This is a genomic window from Novosphingobium sediminis, assembly GCF_007991615.1.
Taxonomy (GTDB): domain Bacteria; phylum Pseudomonadota; class Alphaproteobacteria; order Sphingomonadales; family Sphingomonadaceae; genus Novosphingobium; species Novosphingobium sediminis.
In genome coordinates this window covers 80,387-106,372 of record NZ_BJYR01000019.1, presented here as the reverse complement: position 1 = coordinate 106,372, position 25,986 = coordinate 80,387, and the positions used below count along the sequence as shown (strand labels likewise).

Sequence of the window (25,986 nt, the reverse complement as noted above, 5' to 3'; positions counted from 1 at the left end):
GCTAAACCATGGGGTAATAGGGGAATGATGAATGGGCGAAGGGGTGCTGGAGAGCGGTCCGGGCGGCCGGAAGGCGAGCCTGTCGTCGCGCCTGGTCAAGCGCGCACTGCTGGGTTTTTACCGGATGCAGGGATGGAAAGCGGTAGGAACGCCGCCGCCGGATGGTCGCTATGTGATTATCGCCGCGCCCCACACCTCGAACTGGGATTTCGTCTACTTCCTCGGCCTCGTCAACGAACTGGGGATCGATGCCCATTTCATGGCCAAGGACAGCCTGTTTCGCTGGCCGATGGGCGGCTTCATGCGCGATATGGGCGGGATCTCGGTCGATCGTTCTGCGCGCCACAATGTGGTCGATGCAATGATTGCAGAATTCGCGCGGCGTGACCGTTTCGCCCTCACCATTGCGCCCGAAGGTACTCGCAGCGCGGTGAACCAATGGCGCACCGGCTTCTACCATATTGCACTGGGCGCGCAGGTGCCGATGGTGGTGGGGCTGATGGACTATGGCCGCAAACTGGGCGGTCTCGGCCCTGCGATCATGCCGACGGGGGACTACAAGGCGGACATGCAGCAGGTCGCCGAGATTTACCAAAGCGTGACGCCGCGGCATCCGGAGCGCGGGATCAAGGACTTTGCGGGGATGTTCAATGCTTGAAGGTCTGATCGTGAATGCGCTTGCGCTTGCCGTGATGATGGCGCTGCTCGCGCGCACGGCGGCGAAGATTGGCGATGTCAGCTTTATCGATGCCGTCTGGGGCGCAGCCATGGCGGTGCTCGCTGCCTCGGCCTGGGCGCAAGCGGCGGAGAAAGGCCCGCGCGCCAGCCTGATTGCAGCGATGGCCGTGCTTTGGGGCGCGCGGCTTGGCTGGCATCTTTACACCCGTTGGCGCGCGCATGGCGAAGATGTGCGCTATGCGCGGATGCTCGGCAAGGCGCGCAAGGCCGGCAGGTACGGCGCGGCAGCGGCGCAGGTTTTCGCGGTGCAGGCCGTGCTGCTTTATGTGACGTGCCTCCCCGCGCAGATCGGCGTGCTGGCTGCAGGCAGCGAAGGCATCGGCCCGCTCGCCATGGCAGGTGCCGCGCTCTGGCTGATCGGCTTCACGTTCGAGACCATCGGCGATGCGCAGCTCACCCGCTTCCGCGCTGATCCCGCCAACAAGGGCCGCGTGCTCGATACCGGGCTATGGCGCTATACCCGGCACCCCAATTACTTCGGCGATACCTGCGTGTGGTGGGGCATCTGGCTTGCCGCGAGCGAGGCCGGGCTGCCGGTGGCGCTTGCATCGCTGGCCGGGCCAGTGTTCCTGACGTTCACACTTACCCGCTGGTCGGGCAAGCCGCTGCTCGAGAAAGGCCTCGTGCAGCGGCGGCCGGACTATGCGGACTATGTCGCGCGCACCTCGGGCTTCATTCCATGGCCGCCGAAGCGGTAGCTCAGCGCACCCCGCTGGCCCCTGACCTGCTAGAGCGCGCGCTCGGCTGGGCCGCACTGGCCCTGCTCGCCGCAGCACTTGCGGCCATCGCGCGCGGCCATGCCGGGTGGGGCTCGGTGCCCACGGCGGTCTGGCTGCACCTCGCCGGAGTGGTCATCGCGCTGGCACTGACCCCGGCTATCCTGTGGCAGAAGCGGGGTACGCGCCTGCACCGGCGGCTGGGGTATGTCTGGGCCAGCGCCATGTTCGTCTCGGCAATCGACAGCTTCTGGATTCTCGAGACCAACCATGGCCACTTCAGCGTGATCCACCTTCTCTCCGCCTTCGTCGCGGTGCAGACGCCGCGGCTGGTGCTGACGGCGCGGGCGCATAACCATGCCGCACACCGGCGGACGGTGCGCGGGCTGGTAATCGGCGGACTGCTCACCGCCGGCGCGCTGACGTTTCCCTTCCACCGCCTGCTCGGGCGCTGGCTGCTTGGCTAGAAGTCAGCCGCCCGCGTCGATGGTCCGCGCATCATGCGGCACCTCGACCAGCGCATTGCTGCGGAACAAGCCTTCGAACGCCTCGATATCGGTTGGCCCAGTCACCGCATCACGCCCGGCCTTGAACACGGTGAAACCATCGCCGCCGAGCGCAAGGAAGCCGTTCATGGTCACGCGGTAGCTGGCGGCGGGATCGAGCGGCTTGCCGTTCAGGGTTATGGCGGTGATCCGGCTGCCGACAGGCTGGCGTCGATCATAGCGAAACACGAAGCCCGCCGACGGCGCGAGCACCTGCTCCGGCCCGTTTGCATCGAAGCCCTGTTCGAGCACGGCCTTGATCTCGGCGCCGGTCAAGGTCTCGGTCACGAGCGCATTGCCGAACGGCTGGACGAGGTAGATGTCGCCGAAAGTGACCGTGCCATCTGCCGCCGGAACCAGCGCGGCGCGCACGCCATAGGGGTTCATGAACGCGATCTGCGCGCCCGCGCTGCGGGTTGCCGCGAGCTGCGCATCGGCGATCAGGTGGGCGAGCGGCCCGCCGGTGCTGCCCGCCGGCGCCTCACCGCGCTCCGCAGGGCCGGAAAGCTTGCCCACCGGACGCGTGGCAAAGGCCTTCGATGCATCGACATAGCGCTGGACATAGGCCGCGATATCCGCACGCGGTGCATAGGCAGGCACCAGCGGAGAGAGTGCGACCAGCCCCTTGGCCGAAGTGAACGGCTGCGACTGCACGATCAGGTTGCGTGCGCTGCGGGCGGTGACGCGGTGCGCGGCAGGATCGATGGTCAGCGTGATTTCGGTGAGCTCCTTTCCATAGAGCCCAGCACTGGTGAGCAGCACCCGGCGCGCCGGATCGCTCGTCGGCATCTCGCAGATATAGTCGGCATGGGTATGACCCGAGACGACGACATCGACAGCGGGGGACATACGGGCAAGGATCGGCTGGATATCGCCGATAAAGCCGCCGCAGCCATTGGGATCAGGCGCGCCCGCCTGCTTGCCGCCTTGGTGGATCAGCACGACGATGGCATCGGCGCCCTGCGCCTTGAGCTTGGGCACCTCGGCGTTGATCGTGTCGGCCTCGTCGGCGAAGGTTACGTCGGCGATTCCAGCCGGATTGACCAGCATCGGCGTGCCCCTGAGCGTGAGACCGATCACGCCGACTTTCACCTGCGCCGCGCCGCTGCCGAACGTGCGGACTGCGCTGGCGGGAAACAGCGGCGCGCCCGATGCGGTCAGCGTGCTGGCGGCAAGATAGTGGTAACGCGCTCCGGCAAAGCGCTCGAGCTGGCAGGGTTCGCGCAAGGTCAGCTTCTCGCAGCCGCCAGTCTGCATCCGCAGCAGTTCCCGTGTGCCGCGGTCGAATTCGTGGTTCCCCACCGCCGCGTAGTCGAGGCCGATGCGGCTGAGCGCTTCGACCGAGGGCTCATCGAGAAACAGCGAAGAGGCGAGCGGCGAAGCGCTGATCAGATCCCCCGCCGCCACGGTGAGCGAATTGGGGTGCTTCGCGCGGAGCGAATCGAGCGCGCTGGCGAGCCAGGCCACGCCGCCAGCGGGAACCTGCGCGGTGCCACCCTGCCCGTCCGGCATGCCCACGCTCTGGCGCGGCGGCTCGAGATTGCCGTGGAAGTCGTTGAAAGCGAGGACGGCCACTTCGACGGGCGCCGCCGCCGCTGGCGAGGGTGCCGAGGCCATTTTGCTGCCGGCATGCGGCGCGGCGCAACCGGAAAGCAGCACGCTGAATGCAAGCGCGCCCACTGCCAGAAGGCCGCTGCGGCGCGAATTGCTGCTGAACATCATCGATACTTCTCCTCATGCCCCGACCAACGCCGATCCGGACCAGATCAATTACCTGAAGCACAATTGAAACCGGCTCCGGCAATCCCTAAAATGGCCCTTAGGCCTAACAGGCGACAGGATCATAACATGCCGCGCGCGCAGTCCGATATTGAAGCCGGCCAGGAGCGCCTGGTCGAGTTGGCATGTGCGCTGATCGAGGAGCGCGGCGGGCAGGCGCTGACCTTGCAGGAAGTGGCCGTCCGCGCGGGGATCTCTCCGGCCCAATTGGCCCGCTATTTCGAGAGCCGCGAAGCGCTGCTTGAGGCTGTGGCCGAGTACTGGTTCCGCCCCAAGGTTGCGATCATGGAAGAAGTGGTCGCCAGCGAATTGCCGCCGCGCCGCAAGATGTACGAATTTTTCGCGCGCCGCTACGTGATGATGCGCGATGCCTACCGCGCCGATCCGGTCGCGTATGAGATGTATGTCGAACTCGGCAACGAATACTTCGAGCAGGTTCGCAGCTACGTCGATCTCGCGGACCACTATCTCAGCATGATCATCGCCGAAGCGATGGGCGAAGGGTTCTTTCCGGGGCTCGAGATCGACATGACGCTGAGCCTGATCAACCAGATGGTCGCGCCCTATTGCACCATCGGGGTGATGGGCATGCTGATGGACCGGCTGACCGAAGAGAAGCTCGCCCGGATCATCGATGCGGTGTTCGACGGACTGTCCGCGCAGGACCGCGGCGCGATGGGCGTAAGCGGTCTGAGAGCCGCCTAGATTTCACACCAATCTCCGCGCCGGCCGTGCCAGTGTTCGGCAAGGCCTTCGCGTTCCAGCACCTCGCCCAGGCTGCGTCCACCGCGCAGGACCACGCGCAGCGCACGGCCATAGCGATCCGTCTCGCGCCCTTCGACTGCGAGCGTGAATGGCCCGGCATTGAGCAGGTCGGTCAACCGACGTGTCGCGCCTTCGGCCAACCGCGCTTCATCGGCGCAGGAGGGATGGCCAAGCTCGGGCGCGTTGATATCGGCGATGCGGATCTTGAGGCCGCGATACCAGAACGTGTCGCCATCGACGACGCAGGTAACGCGCGCCGGTCCCTCGCAGCGCCCGAACGCGGCGACTTCATGATCGCCTGTCATCGCTGAGGCCCCGGACGCAATCGCGGTCGGCACGGTGAGACTGAAGCCTGCGATTGCGGCAATCACAGGCAGGAGGCGAATGGGAGACAGGTGCGTCATATCGCCGAAATGGCGCAGATTCTTGCTTTGTTCTATTCGCAAAAAGACTTATAGTGCAATAGCTTAGTTTAATTCCTTAGAAACATTGAATTCGTTTCGGATCGCTTTGCCCTTCCTTAACCACACAACCGGCAATGGTTTTCGCAACGTAACCAACCGGACCCACAGATTCGTGTACGAACTGCTTTTCCGCAGCCGCTGGTATGCTCTTGCCTGGGCGCTGTTCATGGCGGCGAGCGCCGTGATGTTCACGACCACCGGTGCAGGTGCCTGGCTGGTATCGTCCAAGCCCGATGCGCGCACGAGCGAGGAGCTACGCGAGAACGCCTATCGCTCGTGGGCGGAAGACGACAAGCGCCGGTCGGTGGATGAAAACGGCTTCGATCCATCAAGCCCCGAACAGGTCCGTGATGGAGTGTCGCAGCGCGATGAAGCGGCCGGTGCGGAGCGCCGCACCGTGCCGTTCAACGCAGACGAGACCGAGGACGAAGAAGCGAACGCCCCGGTCAGTCAGTAACTCAGCGCGTCGGGACCGGGACTTCGCCGCTGTAATCATAGAAGCCGCGACCGGACTTGCGGCCCAGCCAGCCCGCCTCGACATACTTCTGCAGCAGCGGCGCGGGGCGGTACTTCGGATCACCGGTCGAGGCGAGGTAGATCTTCATGATCTCGAGCAGGGTATCGAGCCCGATGAAATCGGCGAGTTCGAGCGGGCCCATCGGGTGGTTGAGGCCAAGCTTCACGCCCTTGTCGATATCCAGGATCGAACCCGTGCCCGAGCCGAGCACGAACGCCGCTTCGTTGATGAAGGGCACGAAGATGCGGTTGACGATGAAGCCCGGCTCATCCTGCGAGAGCACGATTTCCTTGCCGATATCGGCAACGAAGCCGCGCACCGCCTCGATGGTGCCGATCGACGTGGCAAGGCCGGGGATCACTTCGACCAGCTTCATCAGCGGCACGGGATTGAAGAAGTGGATGCCGATGAAGCGCTCCGGATCGGGCGAGGAAACGGCCATGCGGGTGATCGGGATCGACGAGGTATTGGTCGCCATGATCGCGCTCGGGGAGAGGTGCTTGCCCGCGGCTTCGAAGATCTTGTGCTTGATATCCTCGCGCTCGGTCGCCGCCTCGATCACAAGGTCGGCCTCACCCAGCCGGGCATAGTCGCCCACCGCCGTAATGCGCGAGACCGTGGCGATGGCATCTTCGGCGGGGATCTTGCCGCGTTCGGCAAGCTTCATCAGGCCCTTCTCGATCTTCGCGCGCGCTGCTTCTGCCAGCGCGAGCGACACGTCGGAAAGCAGCACGGCCTTGCCCGAAGCGGCCGCGACCTGAGCGATGCCCGAACCCATCTGCCCGGCACCGATGACTGCGATTGTCTGCATGACTTGAACCCCGCCTGATGTTGCGTTTGCGAGGGGCCCTAGTGGGGATTGGCCAGCATGGAAAGCTGCCAAATTGAGGGGGTGATCAGCGAGAGCCGCCGGGCACCCACAGCGGATCGCCGCCGGCATTGATAGCGCGGGCAAGCACGAAGAAATAGTCCGACAGGCGATTGAGATAGGCGAGTGCCGCCGGATTCACCGGCTCACTGGCGGCCAGAGCGGTCGCGGCGCGTTCAGCGCGGCGGGCAATCGCGCGGGCGAGATGGACGCGCGCAGCGCCTTCGCTGCCACCAGGGAGGATGAAGCTCGTCAGCGGCGGCAGCCCGGCATTGAGCGCATCGATCTCCGCCTCGAGCCGCTCGGGCTGCGCAGCCACCACACGCAGAACCATTTCGGACGGTGTGAAATCTGCACCGCCCACGTCGCCCAGCGGCGTGGCCAGATCGGCGCCGAGATCGAACAGGTCGTTCTGGATCCGGCGCAGCGCGGTGGCCCGTTCGGCCTCAAGCGCCAGCGCGGCAAAGCCGACCATGGAATTCAGTTCATCGACTTCGCCAATCGCCTCGAGGCGGAGATCGTGCTTGGCGCGGCGCGAGCCATCGACGAGGCCCGTCGTGCCGTCATCGCCGGTGCGCGTGTAAATCTTGTTGAGCTTGACCACAGTGGAAAGAGGTCAGCGACCGCCGTGGGTGAACAGCAGCAGCAGCGCGACTGCGGCCACGGCAAGGCCCTGATACTTGATGCGGTTGAACATCATCTTGTTCTGCAGCAACTGCATCTCGGTTGCGCGGGTGCCATCGCCCTCAAGCTCCGCCTTGGTGCTGTTGAGGAAGGCGCCGATGCCGCGCAGCAGCGACCAAACTGTAAGCCCCATCAGGATGAGGATCACGGGGACAAGGAAGAGTGTCATGGCGCTAGGTCTAGGCCCTCGTGCAGCGAAATGCCACTGTCAAAGCGGGTAGCTCGCAATGCGGCTGCGAGAGCGGCGCCGTCCTCCCCGGCGCGGCGCCGATCAGCGAGCGAGGGCGCGTCGCGGCGCTTGGCAAGCTTGCGCCCGTCTGGCCCCGTCAGCAGCGGATGGTGGTGCCAGCGCGGCTCGGGCAGGCCGAGCAGGACTTGCAACAGGCGATGGATATGCGTGGCGGCGAACAGGTCCGCGCCGCGCGTGACAACGGTCACCCCGTCCTGCGCATCATCGAGCGTGGCGGCAAGGTGGTAACTTGCAGGCGCATCGCGGCGCCAGATCACCACATCGCCGAGCATGGCCGGCCGCGCGCTCTGCGGCCCGCGCAGTTCATCGAACCAGGTCAGCGGGCCGGCAAGTTCCGCCGCCTGCTCGACATCGAGACGCCACACGGGATCAGCGCAGCCGATCGGCGGATTGCGCAAGCAGGTTCCCGGATAGATCGGTCCATCGGGGCCCTGCAGCGTCGCGACGGCGGCAACTTCGGCACGAGTGCAGCGGCAGGGATAGAGGAGGCCCATCGCACGCAGGTTCTGCGCAGCCTCACGGTAGCGCTCGATGCGAGTCGATTGGGCGGGCACTTCCTCGAAGCTGAGGCCCAGCCACGCGAGATCGGCGCGGAATTCGTCGGCGAGTTCGCCCCGGCTGCGTGCGCCGTCGATATCCTCGATGCGCAGCAGGAAGCGGCCGCCATCGCGCAGCGCGCGGTCATGCGCAATGATCGCCGCATAGGCGTGGCCGAGGTGCAGCGAGCCGTTGGGGCTCGGCGCAAAGCGGGTAACGGTGGAGCTTGCAACGGTTTGGCCGGTCATGATGGCGGAGCATAGCCATCCGGCCGGAAAACAAAAACGGCTGCCTTAAGGTGCAAGGCAGCCGTTTTAGTCTGGAAGACCCGCTCGGTTCGCCCCGCGGGAAGGGGGCAGTATCATCGAAGCCAGCTCAGACGAGCGTGGCACCGAAGAACATGCTGCTGATGCCAGCAGCCAGAACCAGCGAGACGATCGCCGAAGTGTAGTTACGCATAATGTCCTCCTGTTTTGGGCTCTTTCAGGGGACTCTCCCGTTCTCGAGGCGCCGGCAGGGTGGTGGATTGCAGGAGCGTTCGGAACGAGGGCGCAAATAGGCATTCCCCGCCGTGCCGCAAGTGCGAACAAGGCAACTACAGTTGCATTCTATGCAATCAGTTTTCATTCGCGACTGATATACTGAAAAACAAGGATTTTTTTGATATATGCCCTTTGGTGAAGCATGAATGTTTCAAAGCAAAAACATTTTCTAAACCAGATGCACGCTGCGCAATCGCTTGCTCCGCCTTTTTTCGCACGTCGCTGGACAGCGGATAACGAGATCATTATCCGCCTGCCATGAGCATTCAGCCTTCAGAATCGATCCTGATCGTCGACTTCGGCAGCCAGGTTACCCAGCTGATCGCGCGCCGCGTGCGCGAAGCGGGGGTCTACTCCGAAATTGCCCCCTTCACCCAGGCCGAAGCCGCCTTCCACCGGATGAAGCCCAAGGGCATCATCCTTTCGGGATCGCCCGCCAGCGTTCCGGCTGAAGGCAGCCCGCGCGCGCCGCAGGTGCTGTTCGATAGCGGCCTCCCGATTCTCGGCATCTGCTATGGCCAGCAGGTGATGAGCCAGCAGCTGGGCGGCGAAGTGCTGCCCGGTGATTCCGGCGAATTCGGCCGCGCCTTCCTCACCGTTACCGAGCCCTGCGCACTGTTCGACGGGCTGTGGCAGCCGGGCGAGCGCCATCAGGTGTGGATGAGCCACGGTGACAAAGTAACGCAATTTGCGCCGGGCTTCCGTATCGTCGCGGTTTCCGATGGCGCGCCCTTTGCGGTGATCGCGAACGAGGAAAAGCGCTACTACGGAACGCAGTTCCACCCCGAAGTGGTGCACACGCCGGACGGCGGCAAGCTGATCGCCAATTTCGTGCGCCATGTCTGCGGCTGCACCGGCGAATGGACCATGGCCGAATTCCGCAAAACCAAGATTGCCGAAATCCGCGAACAGGTCGGTGATGCGCGCGTGATCTGCGGCCTTTCGGGCGGCGTCGATTCGGCGGTCGCGGCAGTGCTGATCCACGAGGCGATCGGCGACCAGCTGACCTGCGTCTTCGTAGATCACGGCCTGATGCGCCTGGGTGAGGCCGAGCAGGTCGTCAGCCTGTTCCGCGGGCACTACAATATCCCGCTCGTCCACAAGGACGTTTCGGCGCTGTTTCTCGGCGGCCTTGCCGGCGTCACCGATCCCGAAGCCAAGCGCAAGTTCATCGGCAAGACCTTCATCGACGTGTTCGAGGCCGAGGCCAAGCAGGTCGGCGGCGCAGACTTCCTTGCGCAGGGCACGCTTTACCCTGACGTGATCGAGAGCGTCTCCTTCACCGGCGGACCTTCGGTTACGATCAAGAGCCACCACAACGTGGGCGGCCTGCCCGAGCGCATGAACATGAAGCTCGTCGAGCCGCTGCGCGAGCTGTTCAAGGACGAAGTGCGCGCGCTGGGCCGCGAGCTCGGCCTGCCGGATGTGTTCGTCGGCCGCCACCCCTTCCCCGGCCCCGGCCTTGCCATCCGCATCCCCGGCGAAGTGACGCGCGAGAAGTGCGACATCCTGCGCAAGGCCGATGCGGTCTACCTCGAAGAGATCCGCAACGCGGGCCTCTATGATGCGATCTGGCAGGCTTTCGCGGTGCTGCTGCCGGTGCGCACCGTGGGCGTCATGGGCGATTTCCGCACTTACGACAGCGTCTGCGCGCTGCGCGCCGTGACTTCGACCGACGGCATGACCGCAGACATCTACCCCTTCGACGCTCACTTCCTCAGCCGCGTAGCGACGCGCATCGTCAACGAGGTCAAGGGCATCAACCGCGTGGTCTACGACTACACCTCGAAGCCGCCCGGCACGATCGAGTGGGAATAAGGCACGCCCGGCCGGAGGCCGGGCGCTCCTGCCTCAGCCGGTGATCCGGATACGTGTGAACAGCATGAAGCTCGTCGGGCTCGAACCGTAAGCGGGCCGGATCGCGCTCGGCAACGCATACTTGCTGACAAGCCCGCCCAGATCGAAGGCGACTTTGCCGACCGGCAGCGAATGGTAGCCGCCAAGGCTGAACTTGCTGACGTTGAACACCTGCCCGGCAAGTGGATTGCCATCGGCCTCATCACCGAACAGTTCGTCCTTGTCGACGTTCTCGGCCCGGCCGAACACCGTCCAGCGCCCCAGTTGCAAGGCGCTGTCGAGCAGGAATGCATCGGCGGGATGGGAATGATCGCCGCCCAGATGCGTGTTGCGCCCCCATGCGAGGGTGGACTGCCAGTTGCGCTTCGGGCCGAGCGCGCGGTTCCACGTGACCGAGGCTGTCGTACGGCGCACGTCCTCTTCCGGATGCAGGCCTTCGGGGCTCTTGAGGAAGCCATGGCTCACCTGCATCGACAGGTTCGCGGTCGGGTTCCATGTCGCGCGCACGGACCAACTGTCAAAGCGCGGCCGCTCGATATCCCAGCGATTGGCATCCGGCTCGCGGCCGGTGAACACCGATCCTTCGAGCTTGAGGCCCTTGGTCGCGAGCCCTGCGGTGAGCACGCCGAACGTCACGTGGGTACTGTCGAGCCAGTGGTGCGATATCGGCGCTTCGGGATTCGCCATGCCGGGGAAGCGGTGCATGAACGTGGCGGGGCCGAGCGCGGGTTCGCCCGGCAGGCCGAAATAGACGAAGCCTGACAGCCCTTCAGTGAGCGGATGGCTGTAGGTCGCCGAAAGCTCCATGAAGGCATCGTGAGGGTGCTGGCGATCGACGAGCTTGTTCACGCCATCGGCGCTTTCACCGCTGGCCAGCAGCAGCGGATAGCCGCGCTTGCCCATCAGCGGATCAAGGCTGACCATCCCGCGCAAGGTGAGCGTACCGCCGCCCACCGGGCGCTGCGCCATGCCCATCAGCATCGAGGTGGAGAAGGTCTTGCTATCGCCGCGCGGACCACCCTGATTATCGTGGATCAGCGTGGCAAAGCCGTGGACCATAGTCGACCAACCGCCGAGCCGGCCCATGATCGCCCACATCGGCGCGCTGTCTGGCTGCCAGGCCGTGCCCGATGCATCGCGCATCATGCTGTAGGAGCCTAGGGCGCCGACAAAGCCTTTCATGTCCATGCCGCCCATGGCCATCCCATGCATGGAATGGTCCATCCCCGAATGATCCATCTGCGCATGATCCATCCCCGAATGATCCATCTTCGAATGGTCTTCTGCAGGAGGAGCATCTCCGGCGATGGCGGGCTCAGCCTGCTGATGCTGGCTGTGGTCCATGCCATCCATGGACTGGGCCTGTGCGGCGACGGGGAGTGCGAGCGCCACGGCAGCGGCAAGAGTTCTGACGATCATGGATCCTACTATATAAATGAAATGGAATGGGAAAATTTTAAGGCGGGCTTACATCCCCCCCATGCGGGCAGCCATCCAAAGCGCCATGGCGACCATCATCACGTTCTCCGTGAGGGAAACGAAGCCGAGCGGCACGTTGGAAGACCCGCCAACGCAGGCACAGTTCAGTTCGCGGCGATCGATATAGACGGCCTTGAACACCGAGACCGCGCCGATCGTGCCGATGAACAGGGCTATCGGGATCGAGAGCCATTCGAGCTGGCCCGAGACCATCAGCACACCGGCACCCGCTTCGGCGAAGGGATAGACGTAGCCATAGGGAACCCAGCGCTTGGCGAGCAGGTCGTAGTTCAGGAACATCGTCGAGAACCGCTCGACATCCTGCAGTTTCAGGATCGCGAGCACGCACATGCTCATGGCGATGAACCATTCGGCAGCGCGCAAAGTGAGCGGCGTACCGAAAGCGGCCTGGCTCGTGGCGAGCGCCATCAATGCGGTTACCGCGAAAACGGCGAGGACAGGCCGATAGCTGGTTGCACCGGGCTCCGCGACATGAAGGCCAAGATGGCGGCGCAGATCATCATAGCCACCGATCCGGCGCCCGCCGATGAACACCTGCGGCGTGGTGCGAACATCATGCTCGGACTTGAAGGCATCGGTCTCGGCGCGGGTCTTGAGCCAGATGTCCTCGACCGAGAAGCCACTGCGCCGCAGCAGATCAAGCGCCTTCACCCCGTAGGGGCAGGTGTGTTCGGGCATGACCATCCGGTAGATCCGGGCAGTATTTGCGAGGGGGGCATGCATGGGGATTGCCTTGTTGTTTGCCTTACCCCAACGCATATAGCGTCCGTACCATAGTACAGAGTCAACCCATTGCCAGCGATGACCATTGCAAGATTGGCGGCCGAAGGCGGCGTAGGCGTGGAAACCGTGCGCTACTACCAGCGCCGCGGCCTCATCGCCCTGCCGGAGCGGCCAAGCGGATCCGGTGCGAATGGCCGCGTGCGCCGCTATGGCGCGGACGACCTCCGCCGGCTGCGCTTCATCAAGGCGGCTCAGAGTGCGGGCTTCACGCTCGAGGAGATCGGCCAGTTGCTGGCGCTCGATGCGACCGAGGACCGCGCCCGCGCGCGGGAACTGGCACGGGCCCGCGTCAGCGCGCTCGACGAGAAGATCCGCGATCTGCAAATGGCGCGTGATGCGCTGAATCGTCTCGCGAAGGTTTGCGAGCAAGGTTCGACGCGGCTCTGCCCGATCCTGACTGCGTTCGAGACCTGAACGCAGGGAGGCGAATTACGCCGCGAGCGGCTGGTCCAGCTTCGGCTGCCAACGGGGGTGCCGGACAACGGGATTGGCGTTGCAATCCGAAGCGATCGTCGCAATCTCGTCGATGCCCATGAAGCGCAGCTGGGTATCGATGCAGTGCACCTGATGCGCGGCGACCGCATCGCTGGCCCAGGGCCGGTTCTTCGCCGCAAGCACAATCGCCTTCTTGCCCTTGAGCAGCCCACGCGGCCCCTGCGCCGTGTAGCGGAAGGTACGGTCGGCGCGGATGACATGGCTGAACCATGCCTGCAGCTCCGGATTGAGCCCCATCGCATAGAGCGGCGCGCCGAAGCCCTTGCTGGCGTTGGCGCGGCGACGCCATTCGGCCAGCGCAGGGGTGACCGGGTGATGGCCGATCGGCGCACCGATCACCACCAGATCGGCAGCGTCCAGTTCCTGCACCAACTGGTCCGACAGATCGCTGGCCGCACCATGCGGCGCGAGCCCGGCGAGGCTGCGATGCTTCACGGCGATATCGGGCACGTACGCGGCCACCTCGCCAAGGATGTCTGACAGTTGATCTTCGATCCACGCCTTGTCGCGCGTAACTGCAGGATGGAGGACCAGGACGTTTATAGTGACTTGTTTTCCGACACCGAAAATAGCGTGACAGTGCGCTAACTGGACGCCTGTCTAGCTTTCAGAAAGCAGACGCCGGTCGATTCTACCACTCGGAAAGATGCCGGTTTGACCGCGACCGCGAGCGCGATGGTGCCGAAATGACTACAAAAAAACCCGGCCGGTTTACTACCGGCCGGGCACACACCAAAGTGCGGAAAAACCGGGCTTTATTCGCGTTGAAAAGTATCTGCGTCGGGACTTTATCCGCGCCGGGATTGGGCCATCTTCCAGATCGGATTGTCCGGTCGGGGAAGGTCGCGGTACATCACCGAGGCGCTGTTCCAGATCACCAGATCTCCCGGCTGCCAGGTGTGCCGGTAGACATATGCCGGCTGCGTGACCCAGTTGCGCAAGTCGCCGAGGAATGCCTCGCTCTGGCTGAACTCCACGTCGACGAGCTGGATCGCAGTATCGTCGATGAGCAGGCCGTGACGGCCACCCGGCAGCGGCTGGACGAGCGGCAGTTCCGCGCTCTGCCGGGCCATCCATTGCATCAGGGCCTCATGGCGCGGTTCGCGTTCGTGATAGAGCCGGTCCTGCCAGAACCCGTGCAGCACGCTGAGCGAGGCAAGCTCGCGCTGCTCGCCAGGCGCGAGCCCGTCCCACGCGGCAGCGGTGCAGGCAAATTCGGTCGGCGTGGCAATGCTGCCCTCACCGGGGATCGCCATGATCGAGACGCCGCCGGGCGCGCGACCCATCACATGGTCGCTTTCCCATACGCGGCTGTTCTGGAGATATTCGGCAAGGGCGGAGACCTTGGGATCGCCGACGATGAGGTAGTCCTCGGGCGTCGGAACGCACGCCGGTGCAAGCGGGCCATGGAGCATGGCATCGAGCCGCTCTGCAAACGAACGCAGTGGCTTCACCGGACAGAAGGCCTGCCGGACGACAATCACCTCCATGTCTTCAAGTCGCGTGAGCAGCCATTCCTGATCACCGATCAACAGATCGGCCAGACCGCTGCGATCAAGCGTCATGATGGCTCCGCCAAGACCGGTGCTCGAATGCAACCCCACTTCATCACTAGCCATAGTAGGCATACCTCCTAAGGGAGGAGATGGGATTTATTTACCATAGTTTAAAGGGTGAATATTTTATTATTATTTTGATATAGATCAATGTTAACTTGGTGAGAATTTGCAATTATAGTTGGGGGCTGTCTCGTAAATGACCCCCAGCGGCATGAGTCGAAGCCGGTCAGGCGTGGTCAAACGGGTCCCGCATCGCTCGGTCGATCAACTGGCGCACCACCGGATTGGGAAACCGCCGCTCTATGGTGACCGCTAGGAATGTCTCGGCAATGCCCGGCAGGGCCTCGGCCTCCACCAGCGTGCCATCGGCAAGCTCGTCACGCACGGCGATAGGGGGCAGCACGCCCAGCGCATGGCCTTCTCGCACGATCAGACGCATCATCGCCATGTCGTCCACCTCGGCGGCAATCTGCGGACGAAGGTCGAGTCGGTCGACCAGCGCATCGAAGCCGATGCGCATGCCGCTGCCCGCAGCAGGCAGAACGACCGGATGCGTGCGCAGGAGATCGGCCACCGCGCGCGTCTCACCCAGCAGCGCTGGCGCACCGACGAGGCTGACCGGCTGCTGCGACAAGCGGTGGACAATGAACGGGGTCAGCGCATCGATTGCAGGGGCCTGATCGGTGAGGATGACATCGAGCCCCAGTGACTGCAGCGCGCCGAGCAGTTCCGCCTGACTGCCAGAGCGCAGCACGACCTCGATGTCGGTGCGCGCGAGCAAGGGTTCCACGAAGCTGATCTGGAAATTGCGCGAAAGCGTGGCGAGCGCGCCGATCCGCACGGCTTGCCGCGCCTTGCCGGTTTCCTTGAGCGTGCCGAGCAGTTCATCGCCGGTCGCAAAGATCGCCTCCGCATGGTCCAGCGTGATCCGGCCCGCCTCGGTCAGGTGCAACGCGCGGCCACGCCGTTCGAATAGCGCATGGCCGAGCCTGTCCTCTAGCTTGCGGATCTGCACCGAGAGCGCGGACTGCGAAACGTTGAGCCGCTCGGCGGTGCGCGAAAGGTTCCCATCCTGCGCAACGGCCCAGAAATAGCGAAGGTGGTTGTAGTTGAGATCAGCCATATCGTTCACTTAAAGCGAACGATATCGCCTAAACAATGAATTTTTTGCAGAGCGGTGCTTCCGCTAGGAGCAAGGCAACTTCGAACGCCCCTTCCAGCGGAGCACCGATCATGCCCTTCTCGCTCGCCGTTCTTGCCCCACCCGCGCTGCTGGTGATCGCTGCCGCACTTGGCTTCGCCCAGCCCGGCCGCATCGGCCGCAGCCCGCTTGCGCTGATCGAACTGCTCGCGCTGGTTGCCGTGGCAATGGCTGGCGGCACGATGGCCGCGCTCGCCATCGGCGGGGCGACCACCCTCACCCTTGCAGCGGCCGGCCCCGCGCTGCCGCTCCTCGCCTTCCGCCTCGATCTCATCAGCGCGACGATGCTGCTCCTTGTCAGCTTCGTCGGCTGGATTGTGGTGCGCTACGCCCGCGTCTACCTTGATGGCGAGACGCGCCACGGCGTGTTCATGGCCTGGCTGGCGACGACACTCGCCATGGTCATGCTGCTGGTGACGGCAGGCTCGCTCGTCCAGCTGCTCGGCGCATGGATCGCGACCAGCCTCGCGCTTCACAAGCTCCTGCTGTTCTATCCGGATCGGGTCGCAGCCCAGCGCGCCGCACGCAAGAAGTTCGTCACCGCCCGCGCCGGCGACGTCGCGCTGCTGGGCGCTGCGCTGCTGATGGCCAAGGCCTATGGCACGACCGACATGCCCGCGATCCTCGCCGCCGCGCATGCCGGCATGGGTGGCTACGCCGCGATGGCCGCAGCAGGCCTCCTTGCCATCGCCGCGCTGCTCAAGTCTGCGCAGTTCCCGCTGCATGGCTGGCTGACCGAAGTGATGGAAGCGCCGACCCCGGTTTCCGCAACGCTCCACGCCGGCGTCATCAACGCGGGCGGCTTCCTCCTGATCCGCTTCGCCGATGTCATGCTGCTCGCCCCCGGCGTCCTTGCGGTCCTCGTCATGATCGGCGGCTTCACCGCGCTGTTTGGCGGTCTGGTCATGCTTACCCAGCCCGCGATCAAGACCTCGCTCGCCTGGTCGACCGTCGGCCAGATGGGCTTCATGATCATGCAGTGCGGCCTCGCGCTGTTCCCGCTCGCGCTGCTCCACATCGTGCTGCACTCGCTCTACAAGGCGCATGCCTTCCTCGCCTCGGGCGGTGCGGTCGAGCAGATCGCAGCGGCGCGGCGGCCGGGGCCGGTCGCGATCCCGCGCCCCGCGGCGGTCGGCAGGGCCTTCGTCGCGGCGCTCGCCATCTACACGCTGATGAGCTTCGCCTTCGATGCGGTCCCCGGCTTCCACCACAAGTCGCCGCAGGCGGTCGCGCTCGGCGCCATCCTGATCTTCGGTGTCGCCTACCTCTTCGCCCAGGGTCTTGCCGACAGCGCCCCTCGCGCGCTGACCCGCAAGATGGCGGTCTACGCGGTCGCTGCCTCGATCGGCTACTTCACGCTCCACGGCCTCGCGCTCTGGCTCACCGCCGGCACGCTGCCCGCCACCCCCGCGCCGGGTCCGCTCGAATGGACGCTGATGGTGCTGGCGGTCCTGAGCTTCGGCCTTGTCGCGGTGGCGCAGTCGATGTTCCCGCTCTGGGCTTACCACCCGGCGGCAGCGGGCCTGCGCGTCCATCTTTACAACGGCCTCTACGCCAACGCCCTGTTCGACCGGATGCTCGGCGGCTGGACCATCAAGCGGCCCGCCTGAGCCGAAACCCTCTTCTCGAAGGATCTCCCATGCTCATGATCCCCACCGACAACAGCCAGACCCTCGCCCAGCTCAAGGTCGCCGCAGATGGGGCTGCCCGCGCCATCCCGCCGGTCTGGCCGCTCACATCGAGCGTCGCGGTCAACCCCTACCTCGGCCAGACCGGCCTGACGCTGGCCGAAACCGCAGCCCTCATGGCCCGGGTTTCGGGCACGCCGGTCACGATGCCGCGCCAGTGGTACCGCGACCGGATCGCCAGCGGTGCAATCACGCAAGGCCACCTCGCCGCCGCGCTCGCTGCCGCGCCAGATGACGGCAAGCCCGCCACGCTCGCCGCGCTGCAGGCCGCGCTGGCGCATGATCCCGCCCCCGCCAGGGCAGTGCCGACCGTCGCCGATCTCGCCGCCAAGGCAACCGGCATCGACTGGCCCGGCATCATCGCCGAGCGCTTCGGCGCCTGGGCCGGCGGTTACTTCGACAAGGGCCAGGCCCTCTGGGCCGCGCCGCGCGGCAAGGGTGCCTTCGCCGCATGGCAGGCCGTCGCCTCGCACGATCTGACGCCAGAGATCGCTGGCCTCACCGGCTTCGGCAGCCTCGTCGCCGATGCGCCGGAACGCGCGGCAGAGGCCCTCGCCTGCGCTGTCGATGCGCTCGCCCTGCCGACAGCAGCCCTGCCGACCTACTTCCACAGCCTGCTCGTCACGCTTGGCGGCTGGGCCCATGTCGCCCGCTATGAACTGTGGCAGGCAGAACTTGCCGGCAAGAGCGATGAGACGATCACCGACTTCCTGACGATCAGGCTCATCTGGGAGCAGGCGCTGCTCACCCGCTATGGCGCCGAGATCGGCCAGAGCTGGCTGGCAACGATCGCCGCCCACGAGGAATCGGTTGCGCCCGACGCGGACCAGATCGTTGACGCGATCCTGCAGGAAGCCGCCGAACGTGCAGGCCAGACCGCGCTTGCAGATACGCTCTCCCGGCAGTTGCCCGGCATCGAGCGCCAGCCCCCGGTGCTGCAGGCCGCCTTCTGCATCGACGTGCGCTCCGAAGTGTTCCGCCGCGCGCTGGAATCGCTCGACCGGCGGATCCAGACGCTCGGCTTCGCGGGCTTCTTCGGCCTCACCGCCTCGCACCAACGCTATGCCTCGGATGTCCACGAACATCGCCTGCCGGTGCTGCTCAACGCCGGCCTCACCAGCCGCACCGGCGGCGAAGGCGCGGCCCATGCCCGCCACACCGCCCGCGCCGAACGCGCCTGGGGCCGGTTCAAGCTGGCCGCAGTCTCCTCGTTTGCCTTCGTCGAGGCGGCGGGTCCGATCTACATCGGCAAGCTCATCAAGGACGCGCTCGGCCTCAAGGCCAACAAGCCGCCGCGCGATCCCAAGCCCTTTGCCGATCCCGCGCCCGATGCGGCGACGCGCGTTGGCATGGCGGCCTCGATCCTCGGCGCGATGTCGCTGACGACCGAGTTTGCGCCGCTGGTCCTGCTCGCCGGGCACGGCGCCAACGTGGTCAACAACCCACATGCCAGCGGCCTCCACTGCGGCGCCTGCGGCGGCTATTCGGGCGAAGTGAACGCGCGGCTGCTGGCAGAGCTGCTCAATGATCCCGAAGTGCGCGCCGGCCTCATCAGCAAGGGCATCGCGATCCCTGCAACCACGCTGTTCATTGCCGCGCTGCACGACACCACGACCGACGCAGTGACACTCTATACCGAGGACCAGCCCACCGACGCGCACCGCGAAGCCATCGCGCAGGCGGAGCAGTGGCTGGCAGCCGCCGCCGTGCTCACCCGCAGCGAACGCGCCCTGCGCCTGCCGCGCGCGTCGGGCGACGCCAGTGTCATCAAGCGCAGCCGCGACTGGTCGGAAACCCGGGCGGAATGGGCGCTCGCGGGCTGCAAGGCCTTCATCGCTGCGCCGCGTGCGCGCACGGCGGGCCGCAGCCTCGAAGGCCGCGCCTTCCTGCATGACTACGTCTGGCAGCGGGACGAAGGCTTCGGTGTGCTCGAGCTCATCATGACCGCACCGGTCGTCGTCGCAAGCTGGATCAGCCTGCAGTACTATGGCTCGAGCGTGGCGCCCGAGCTGTTCGGCGGCGGCAACAAGCTGCTGCACAACGTGGTCGGCGGGATCGGCGTGATCGAAGGCAACGGCGGGCCGCTGCGCGCGGGTCTACCGTGGCAGTCGGTCCACGACGGGCACAAGCTGATGCACGAGCCGCTGCGCCTTTCGGTCTGCATCGAGGCCCCGCGCGAGGCGATGACCGCAGTGCTCGAAAAGCACGCCGGGGTGCGCGCGCTGTTTGACAACAAGTGGCTGCACCTCTTCGCGATCGACGACGAGGGCAAGCTGGCGTGGCGCTATTCGGGCGATCTCAACTGGGAAGCGATGACCGAGGCGGCTCCCGATGTAGCAGCAGCGGAATTGGCGATCTGAACCATGGACGGCGCGCGGGCGGTGCTCGCGACAATGCACGGCAAGGAGCGGGCCATCGCCCCCCTTGCCGCGCGGTTCCTTGGGCTCCGCGTTGCTGTAGCCGAAGGGCTCGACACAGACCTGTTCGGCACATTCAGCCGCGAGATCGGCCGCGCCGGAACTCCGCGAGAGGCGGCGCGTGCCAAGATCGCGGCGGCGTTCCGGCTTCATCCCGATGCGCGCGTGGGGATCGCCAGCGAAGGCAGCTTTGGTCCGCACCCCAGCCTGCCGTTCGCCGCGCTGAACCGCGAACTCGTCCTGCTGATCGACCGCGAAAGCGGACTGGAACTCGTCGGCCACTACGCGACGATGGCCACCAACTTCGCGCATGAGATCGTGACCGAGGCCGAACCTGGCTTGGCCTTCGCCGCAAAGTCCGGATTTCCTGTGCATGGCGTGATCGTGATGGGGGTGCTGGACGACAAGCCCGCACCGCACCTTGCCTTGTTCAAGGCCATCGCGGGCGAGGCCGAGCTTGCCGCAGTGCTGGCGCGCACCATCGCGCTCACCGGCGCTGCGCATATCGAGACCGACATGCGCGCGCATCGCAACCCGCGCCGGATGCGCGCGATCAAGCGGGCGATGGTGGACCTTGTGCGCCGCTCGCGCAGTCATTGTCCGAACTGCAACCAGCCCGGCTTCGCGATGACCGGCCGCGTTTACGGCCTGCCTTGCGCGTGGTGTTCAAACCCCACGCATCTGGCCCGTGCGGAAGTCTGGACCTGCGAAGGCTGCCAACACAGCGACGAGCGCGCTGTCACGGCCAGCTCCGCCGATCCGATGCACTGCGAAGAGTGCAATCCCTAGATACCGGCCCTAGGCAGCGAGCCGGTCAAACCCGGTTGCCGACACATCCTCGCCAAACCGCCATGAGGAAACGGTGATCCCGCCGAACAGATCGGCCTGCGAATAGATGCAGGTGGCAGGGTCCGCCCCGGCTGCGCCAAGCGCGACCATGAGCGGGATCAGGTGATCCTCACGCGGGTGGACCAGCCGCGCGGCAGGTGCCGCTTCCCAGCGCATCAACTGCGCGGCGCGGTCTTCGGGCGGCAGATCGAGCAAGGCATGCCGCAGCCATGCGTCGAACTGACGCGAAGGCTCCGCCGCCCTCGCGTTGAATACGCGCAGATTGTGGTAGGTGAGGCCCGAACCCATGATGACCACGCCTTCATCCCGCAGCGGCGCGAGCGCCTGGCCGAGCGCGAAGTGGGCGGCCGGATCGTAGCCCTGCTTCATCGAAAGGCTGACTACGGGAAGGTCGGCTTCCGGCCGGATCGGCTGCATCATCGAAAACGTGCCATGATCGAACCCGCGCGCGGGATCATCGCCCATGGCAATGCCCGCAGCTGCCGCCAGTTCGCGCACCCGGCCGGCAAGCGCCGGATCGCCGGGCGCGGCGTAGCGGATGCTGTAGGTATGCTCGGGAAACCCGAAGTAGTCGTAGACCATCCCCGGCTGCGCGGCGCTGGAGACGGTGAATTCCGGTTCCTCCCAGTGGCCCGAAACCGCCAGCACAGCGCGCGGAGGCTCCGGCAGCTGCGCCAGCAGCGCTTTCAGCGAAGCCTCCAGCCACGCGAAGTTCTCGCGGAAGGGGCCATCAAGCCACGGCCAAGGGCCGCCGCCATGCGAGAGGAAGAACACGGGTTGCTTCATGCTGCCAATCTAGGGCGCATGGCGTTTTCGCAACAGCCACAAGATGTGTGGGCTTGTGTTCGATTTCCTCGAACGGTCAGAGCTTCGCCAGCACCGCCGCCGCGCTTGTTGCAATGCGGGCCTTCTCGGCATCGGCGAACTTGTCATAGGTCCGCACCATCTGGGCCATGCGGGGATTGCCGCCGATCTTGCTCCGATGGCGGGCGATGAAATCCCAATAAAGCGGGTTGAACGGGCACGCGTTCGCACCCGTCCGCTGCTTCACATCATACCGGCAGGTGCCGCAGTGGTTCGACATGCGGTTGATGTAGGCCCCGCTCGCCGCGTAGGGCTTTGAGGCGAGCATTCCGCCATCGGCAAACTGGCTCATGCCCACGGTATTGGGCAGTTCCACCCATTCATAGGCATCGGCATACACGCTGAGATACCATTCGTGCAGTTCGTGCGGGTCGATCCCCGCCAGCAACGCGAATGTCCCCGTCACCATCAGCCGCTGGATATGGTGCGCGTAGGCGTGCTGGCGCGTCTGCGTGACGGCGGCGCGGACGCAGGCCATGTCCGTTTCGGCGGTCCAGTAGAACGCAGGCAGCGGGCGGGTATGCTCGAAGAAGTTGCGCCGTTCATAGCCGGGCGCGGTGAGCCAGTAGATCCCGCGCACATATTCGCGCCAGCCGATGATCTGGCGGATGAAGCCTTCGGCGGCGTTGAGCGGCACCCGGCCCGCCTGCCATTCGGCCTCGACCGCGCGGCACACCTCCAGCGGATCGAGCAGCCCGCAATTGAGATACTGCGCAATGACGGCGTGATAGAGGAACGGCTCCCCCTCCAGCATCGCGTCCTGATAGTCACCGAACCGGGGCAGCGCGCGCTTCACGAAGGCGGCGAAAGCGGCTTCGGCATCGGCGCGGGTGACGGCGAACTGGAAGGGTTCGAGATCGCCGAAGTGATTGTCAAACCGCGCGGCAACCAGCGCCATGACCTCCTTCGTGATCGCATCGGGCGCGAACACCGGTGGGCGCGGCATGAACAGATCCGGCGCGGCGGCCTTGCGGTTCTCGGCGTCGTAGTTCCACTCGCCCCCAGCGGGCTTGTCGCCCTCCATGAGCAGGCCGGTGCGGCGGCGCATCTCGCGGTAGAAGTATTCCATGCGCAGCGCCTTGCGGCCCTCTGCCCACTCCCGGAACACCGGCAGCGGGCAGACGAAGCGCGTATCGGGGAGGACTTCGACCGGCAGGCCGAACTGCGCCTCCCACCCCGCAAACATCTGCGCGACACGCCATTCGCCCGCCTCCGTGACGAGCACGCTGTCTGGCCTGTGCGCAGCGACGGCGCGCGCCACTTCGCCGGTGAAGCTGCCTGTATTGGCCGGATCGTCGAGCTTCACATAATCGACTGTCCAGCCCAGCCCGCGCAATTCCTCGGCAAAATGGCGCATGGCGCTGAACAGGAAGGCGATCTTCTTCTTGTGGTGGCGGACGTAAGTGGCCTCTTCGGCAACTTCCACGATCAGCACGCGGTCGCGCGCCTTGTCTGCCGCCTTGAGCGACGAGAGCGAGAGAGCGAGCTGATCGCCCAGCACGAGGACGAGCCGGCTCACAGATCGAGCGCCAGTTGCGAGGCAGCGGGACGGCGGCGCGATTTCTGCCCCGTCATCGGCATCCCGGCCTTTCTGCTGCCATGCTTTTCGGCAATCCGGCTCGCGGTGCTGCGGTGCCCCGATCCCTTGCGCACGGCGTGGAGTGCTTCGCGCGCTGCGGCCGCCGCCTTGCCGTGATCGACGATGGGCGGCGGATAGCCGAGGCCCGCCGCGCCGTCCCAGCGCCACGGTTCGTGGATCAGCGCCGTGGGCACTTCGGCCAGTTCGGGCACCCATTGACGCACGAACACGCCTTCCGGATCCTGATCGCGGCCTTGCTTGACCGGATTGTAGACGCGCATCGTGTTGATCCCCGTGGTGCCCGATTGCATCTGCACCTGGCTCCAGTGAATGCCGGGCTCGTAATCGACGAACTGCCGCGCCAGATGCAGCCCGGTGGCGCGCCACGGCAGCCAGAGCTGGTAGCTGGCGAACGAGACGAGCATCGCCCGCATGCGGAAGTTGAGCCAGCCGTGCGCCGCGAGCGCGCGCATGCAGGCATCGACGATGGGATAGCCGGTGCGCCCCGCTACCCACGCCGCCAGTCGCTGGGTATCGGGCTCATCGGGGCGCAGGCCGTTGTAGGCGGGGTGGAGGTTCGCGAACTCGATGCGCGGTTCGTCCTCCAGCTTCTGCATGAAGTGGCAGTGCCAGTGCTGGCGGCCGGTGAACGAGATCATCGAGGCGCGCCAGCTTCGCGCCGGGGCGCCCTCATCGGCGCGCAGTCCCATGAGCCGCGCCCGGCCGGCCTGCGCCACTTCGCGCATGGAAAGCGTTCCCCATGTCAGATGCGGCGAAAGGCGCGAGCTCGCATCGAACGCCGTCACCGGGCTCGACATCTGCCAGCGATAATCCCGCCCGCGCTTGTCCAGAAAGCTGGCGAGCGTGGCGAGCGCAGCGGCGCGCCCGCCGCTCTGGCGCTGCGGGCAGGGATCGGGCGCGAGGCCGAGATCGGCAGCGGTGGGAATGCGGGTGGGCCAATCGCCCCGCAGCGGCTCCAGCGCAGCAGGCGGCGGGGTGAGCGCTTCGCCCATCCGGCGATCCCACGCGCGAGCCCAGCCGTGGCGGGTCTTGAGACGGCGGATCACGCCGGTCTGCGGCACCTCGCGCCACGGCACCCCGGCTTCGAGCGCCCACGCAGCAACCGCCTTGTCGCGCGCATAAGTCCAGCCGTTGCCCGTTTCCTCATGGCTCCATAGCGCGGCAATGCCGTGGCGCTCATGGATCTTGCGCAGCACCGCGACCACATCGCCGCGCACCACGCAGAGCGGCTGGCCAAGCTTGGCCAGGGCAACCTGCAATTCGCCGAGGCTTTCCGCCGCGAATGCCCATTGCCGGGCAGAGGTATCCTCTTCAGCCCAGAGCCCGGGCTCCGCGATGTAGAGTGGCAGCACTGGCCCTTGTTCCGCCGCAAGCGCCAGCGGGCGATGGTCTTCGATGCGCAGGTCGCGCTTGAACCACACGACCTGCAGCGGCGTTTTCACAGCATCCCCTCGGCGCGCAGATGTCCCTCGATCTCGGCGTCGAACGCAAAATACCCCCGCCGCGCGTGGGGCCACAGCCCTGAATCCCAGCGCCGCCGCACCGGACTCAGCGCGATGCCCTCGGCCGCGAGCGCCGGCTCGAGCGCCGCAAGCGCATCGGCGACCGGGCCGACCGGCGCATAGGGCGTCAGCACTTGCCGCGCACCGACGGCGCGCGCCGCTGCCGACACCGTTTCAGCATCGAGCCGGTCGGCAAGCGTGGAGCCGCAGCGGAAATGCCCCTCGGCGCGCGTTGCGGCATCAGCCGCCGCCTCCCCAGCATAGCGCCGTGCGGCATCCCCCCACAGCAGCGCGGGATCACGCACCGCGAGCACGCCCCGTATCGGCGCGTCGGCTGCAAACAGCGATTCGGCGCTGAAGTCCTCATGGTGCACCAGAAGCAGGCTCGGCGCGGCTGCATCCGGTGCGAGGAGCGCCGCCAGCGCACCTGCAGGCCCCGCCGGCGGCTCGGTCAGGGCAATCGCCTCCTCCGCCAGCCCATGCGGCGCGAAGCGTCCCTCGGTGTAGCGGGCAATGTTGTCCGCCCGCGCGAGGTAGGTCTTGCCCGCCGTCTGCAGACCCGCCACCCAGCGCCACGAAAGCGTGTTGCTGGCGGCATCCGCATCGATCAGGTGGCGCAGGAAGAAATCAGCCCCCAGCGCCCACGGCAGGCGCAAGGTAAAAATCCAGATCGAGGCAAACCACATGCGCGCATGGTTGTGGAGATAGCCGGTCTCGGCGAGTTCCTTTGCCCATGCGTCGAAGCAATCGATTCCGGTGCGCCCCTCCTCTGCCGCCACCAGATCGGCGCTGCCCGCCATGGCATCGCGCGCGGTATCAAGCTCTGCCAGATAGCGCTGCCAGACTACGGGGCGCAGTTCTAGCCAGCCTTTCCAGTAGGTGCGCCAGCAGACTTCCTGGATGAACTTTCCGGCCGCGTTGAAGGAGTGCCTGCCCAGCACTTCGCCGACCACGTCCTGCTCGGTGACCAGCCGATAACGCACGGCTGGCGAAAGGCGCGAGACGGCAGCAGGTCGCCCCGGCCCCACATCGGTGTTGCGGCCCGAGGCATAAGCCGCACCGGCGCGCGGCACGAACCTGCGCAGATGATCGAGGGCAGCACGGCGTGAAGGGGGCGGCAACATGGCTCACGTCCTTGGCTGTGGCTGCCTGCGCAGCCCAGATGGTCATGCGGGCAAGTGCCTCGCGGATCGGCATTCCGCGAAAATGGCCAAAGCGTAATGTTCTGCTCACACCTCGGACGGGTGCGGCGCCCTAGATGAGCTT

General features: G+C 65.8%; 25 protein-coding genes. 10 read left to right on the top strand and 15 right to left on the bottom strand.

The annotated features are described in order from the left end of the window. The first annotated feature begins 31 nt into the window (after positions 1–31). The 3 genes from NSE01_RS14760 to NSE01_RS14750 are packed head-to-tail and all read left to right on the top strand — an operon-like array spanning position 32 to position 1,921. Positions 32–658 (top strand): lysophospholipid acyltransferase family protein, encoded by a 627-nt coding sequence (locus NSE01_RS14760; protein WP_147160410.1) that lies wholly within the window; start codon positions 32–34, stop codon positions 656–658. After that, positions 651–1,436 carry a DUF1295 domain-containing protein gene (locus tag NSE01_RS14755; protein ID WP_147160409.1) on the top strand — a complete coding sequence of 262 codons (786 nt, stop codon included), beginning with the start codon at positions 651–653 and terminating at the stop codon, positions 1,434–1,436. The genes NSE01_RS14760 and NSE01_RS14755 overlap by 8 nt, the downstream gene beginning before the upstream one ends. Beyond that, positions 1,418–1,921 carry a DUF2306 domain-containing protein gene (locus NSE01_RS14750; RefSeq protein WP_147160408.1) on the top strand — a complete coding sequence of 168 codons (504 nt, stop codon included), beginning with the start codon at positions 1,418–1,420 and terminating at the stop codon, positions 1,919–1,921. The genes NSE01_RS14755 and NSE01_RS14750 overlap by 19 nt, the downstream gene beginning before the upstream one ends. Positions 1,922–1,924: 3 nt before the next feature. Here the strand turns inward: NSE01_RS14750 and NSE01_RS14745 are convergent, their stop codons facing one another. Next, positions 1,925–3,718, bottom strand: a complete 1,794-nt coding sequence (locus NSE01_RS14745) for a bifunctional metallophosphatase/5'-nucleotidase (RefSeq protein WP_147160487.1) — start codon at positions 3,716–3,718, stop codon at positions 1,925–1,927. Between the two features lie 129 nt (positions 3,719–3,847). On the opposite strand from NSE01_RS14745, the gene NSE01_RS14740 reads away from it, so the two are divergent. Then, positions 3,848–4,483, top strand: coding sequence for a TetR/AcrR family transcriptional regulator (locus NSE01_RS14740; RefSeq protein ID WP_170233851.1), 636 nt, complete (start codon positions 3,848–3,850; stop codon positions 4,481–4,483). On the opposite strand, the gene NSE01_RS14735 is transcribed toward NSE01_RS14740, so the two are convergent. Continuing rightward, complete coding sequence (locus NSE01_RS14735; protein ID WP_246135224.1) at positions 4,480–4,848, bottom strand: thermonuclease family protein; 369 nt, start codon at positions 4,846–4,848, stop codon at positions 4,480–4,482. The two genes, NSE01_RS14740 and NSE01_RS14735, sit on opposite strands and share 4 nt — an antisense overlap. Before the next feature lie 271 nt (positions 4,849–5,119). Here NSE01_RS14735 and NSE01_RS14730 point away from each other — a divergent pair, with 271 nt between their 5' ends. Further along, complete coding sequence (locus NSE01_RS14730; protein WP_147160405.1) at positions 5,120–5,464, top strand: hypothetical protein; 345 nt, start codon at positions 5,120–5,122, stop codon at positions 5,462–5,464. A gap of 1 nt (position 5,465) precedes the next feature. Here NSE01_RS14730 and NSE01_RS14725 read toward each other — a convergent pair whose 3' ends face one another. From NSE01_RS14725 to gluQRS, 4 genes are all read right to left on the bottom strand, one after another. Beyond that, positions 5,466–6,335, bottom strand: a complete 870-nt coding sequence (locus NSE01_RS14725; protein ID WP_147160404.1) for a 3-hydroxyacyl-CoA dehydrogenase NAD-binding domain-containing protein — start codon at positions 6,333–6,335, stop codon at positions 5,466–5,468. An 85-nt stretch (positions 6,336–6,420) separates the two neighbouring features. After that, entirely contained in the window at positions 6,421–6,996 is a 576-nt protein-coding gene (locus NSE01_RS14720) for a cob(I)yrinic acid a,c-diamide adenosyltransferase (protein WP_147160403.1), read from the bottom strand. Positions 6,997–7,008: 12 nt separating this feature from the next. Continuing rightward, on the bottom strand, positions 7,009–7,245 hold the full coding sequence (locus tag NSE01_RS14715) for an HIG1 domain-containing protein (protein ID WP_147160402.1): 237 nt from the start codon (positions 7,243–7,245) through the stop codon (positions 7,009–7,011). Further along, on the bottom strand, positions 7,242–8,111 hold the full coding sequence (gene gluQRS / locus NSE01_RS14710; protein ID WP_147160401.1) for a tRNA glutamyl-Q(34) synthetase GluQRS: 870 nt from the start codon (positions 8,109–8,111) through the stop codon (positions 7,242–7,244). Before gluQRS ends, NSE01_RS14715 begins: the two co-directional genes overlap by 4 nt. Before the next feature lie 552 nt (positions 8,112–8,663). On the opposite strand from gluQRS, the gene guaA reads away from it, so the two are divergent. Beyond that, complete coding sequence (gene guaA, locus NSE01_RS14705) at positions 8,664–10,223, top strand: glutamine-hydrolyzing GMP synthase (protein ID WP_147160400.1); 1,560 nt, start codon at positions 8,664–8,666, stop codon at positions 10,221–10,223. 33 nt (positions 10,224–10,256) lie between these two features. On the opposite strand, the gene NSE01_RS14700 is transcribed toward guaA, so the two are convergent. Continuing rightward, positions 10,257–11,681 (bottom strand): hypothetical protein, encoded by a 1,425-nt coding sequence (locus tag NSE01_RS14700; RefSeq protein ID WP_147160399.1) that lies wholly within the window; start codon positions 11,679–11,681, stop codon positions 10,257–10,259. A gap of 48 nt (positions 11,682–11,729) precedes the next feature. Beyond that, positions 11,730–12,485, bottom strand: coding sequence for a glutaredoxin family protein (locus tag NSE01_RS14695; RefSeq protein ID WP_246135223.1), 756 nt, complete (start codon positions 12,483–12,485; stop codon positions 11,730–11,732). Between the two features lie 78 nt (positions 12,486–12,563). Here NSE01_RS14695 and NSE01_RS14690 point away from each other — a divergent pair, with 78 nt between their 5' ends. Next, positions 12,564–12,959: a MerR family DNA-binding protein gene (locus tag NSE01_RS14690; RefSeq protein WP_147160398.1), complete on the top strand. Its 396-nt coding sequence runs from the start codon at positions 12,564–12,566 to the stop codon at positions 12,957–12,959. A gap of 15 nt (positions 12,960–12,974) precedes the next feature. Here NSE01_RS14690 and NSE01_RS14685 read toward each other — a convergent pair whose 3' ends face one another. The 3 genes from NSE01_RS14685 to NSE01_RS14675 form a co-directional block, all read right to left on the bottom strand. Beyond that, complete coding sequence (locus tag NSE01_RS14685) at positions 12,975–13,490, bottom strand: NAD(P)H-dependent oxidoreductase (protein WP_147160397.1); 516 nt, start codon at positions 13,488–13,490, stop codon at positions 12,975–12,977. Between the two features lie 338 nt (positions 13,491–13,828). Continuing rightward, positions 13,829–14,659, bottom strand: a complete 831-nt coding sequence (locus NSE01_RS14680; RefSeq protein ID WP_170233850.1) for a TauD/TfdA dioxygenase family protein — start codon at positions 14,657–14,659, stop codon at positions 13,829–13,831. 166 nt (positions 14,660–14,825) lie between these two features. Continuing rightward, entirely contained in the window at positions 14,826–15,722 is an 897-nt protein-coding gene (locus NSE01_RS14675) for a LysR family transcriptional regulator (protein WP_147160395.1), read from the bottom strand. 110 nt (positions 15,723–15,832) lie between these two features. Here NSE01_RS14675 and NSE01_RS14670 point away from each other — a divergent pair, with 110 nt between their 5' ends. Genes NSE01_RS14670 through NSE01_RS14660 form a run of 3 tightly spaced genes read left to right on the top strand, consistent with a single transcriptional unit; the run spans position 15,833 to position 20,694 of the window. Beyond that, positions 15,833–17,410, top strand: a complete 1,578-nt coding sequence (locus tag NSE01_RS14670; protein ID WP_147160394.1) for a proton-conducting transporter transmembrane domain-containing protein — start codon at positions 15,833–15,835, stop codon at positions 17,408–17,410. A 29-nt stretch (positions 17,411–17,439) separates the two neighbouring features. Beyond that, a complete protein-coding gene (locus NSE01_RS14665; protein ID WP_147160393.1) occupies positions 17,440–19,848 on the top strand; it encodes a YbcC family protein in 2,409 nt (802 codons plus the stop codon). Between the two features lie 3 nt (positions 19,849–19,851). After that, entirely contained in the window at positions 19,852–20,694 is an 843-nt protein-coding gene (locus NSE01_RS14660; RefSeq protein WP_147160392.1) for a DUF6671 family protein, read from the top strand. Between the two features lie 9 nt (positions 20,695–20,703). On the opposite strand, the gene NSE01_RS14655 is transcribed toward NSE01_RS14660, so the two are convergent. The 4 genes from NSE01_RS14655 to NSE01_RS14640 form a co-directional block, all read right to left on the bottom strand. Further along, on the bottom strand, positions 20,704–21,540 hold the full coding sequence (locus NSE01_RS14655) for a DODA-type extradiol aromatic ring-opening family dioxygenase (RefSeq protein ID WP_218033279.1): 837 nt from the start codon (positions 21,538–21,540) through the stop codon (positions 20,704–20,706). Positions 21,541–21,616: 76 nt separating this feature from the next. Then, a complete protein-coding gene (locus NSE01_RS14650; protein WP_170233848.1) occupies positions 21,617–23,137 on the bottom strand; it encodes a cryptochrome/photolyase family protein in 1,521 nt (506 codons plus the stop codon). Beyond that, positions 23,134–24,660 (bottom strand): FAD-binding domain-containing protein, encoded by a 1,527-nt coding sequence (locus NSE01_RS14645; protein ID WP_147160389.1) that lies wholly within the window; start codon positions 24,658–24,660, stop codon positions 23,134–23,136. Before NSE01_RS14645 ends, NSE01_RS14650 begins: the two co-directional genes overlap by 4 nt. Further along, positions 24,657–25,844: an FAD-binding domain-containing protein gene (locus NSE01_RS14640; protein ID WP_147160388.1), complete on the bottom strand. Its 1,188-nt coding sequence runs from the start codon at positions 25,842–25,844 to the stop codon at positions 24,657–24,659. The genes NSE01_RS14645 and NSE01_RS14640 overlap by 4 nt, the downstream gene beginning before the upstream one ends. Between the last annotated feature and the right edge of the window lie 142 nt (positions 25,845–25,986).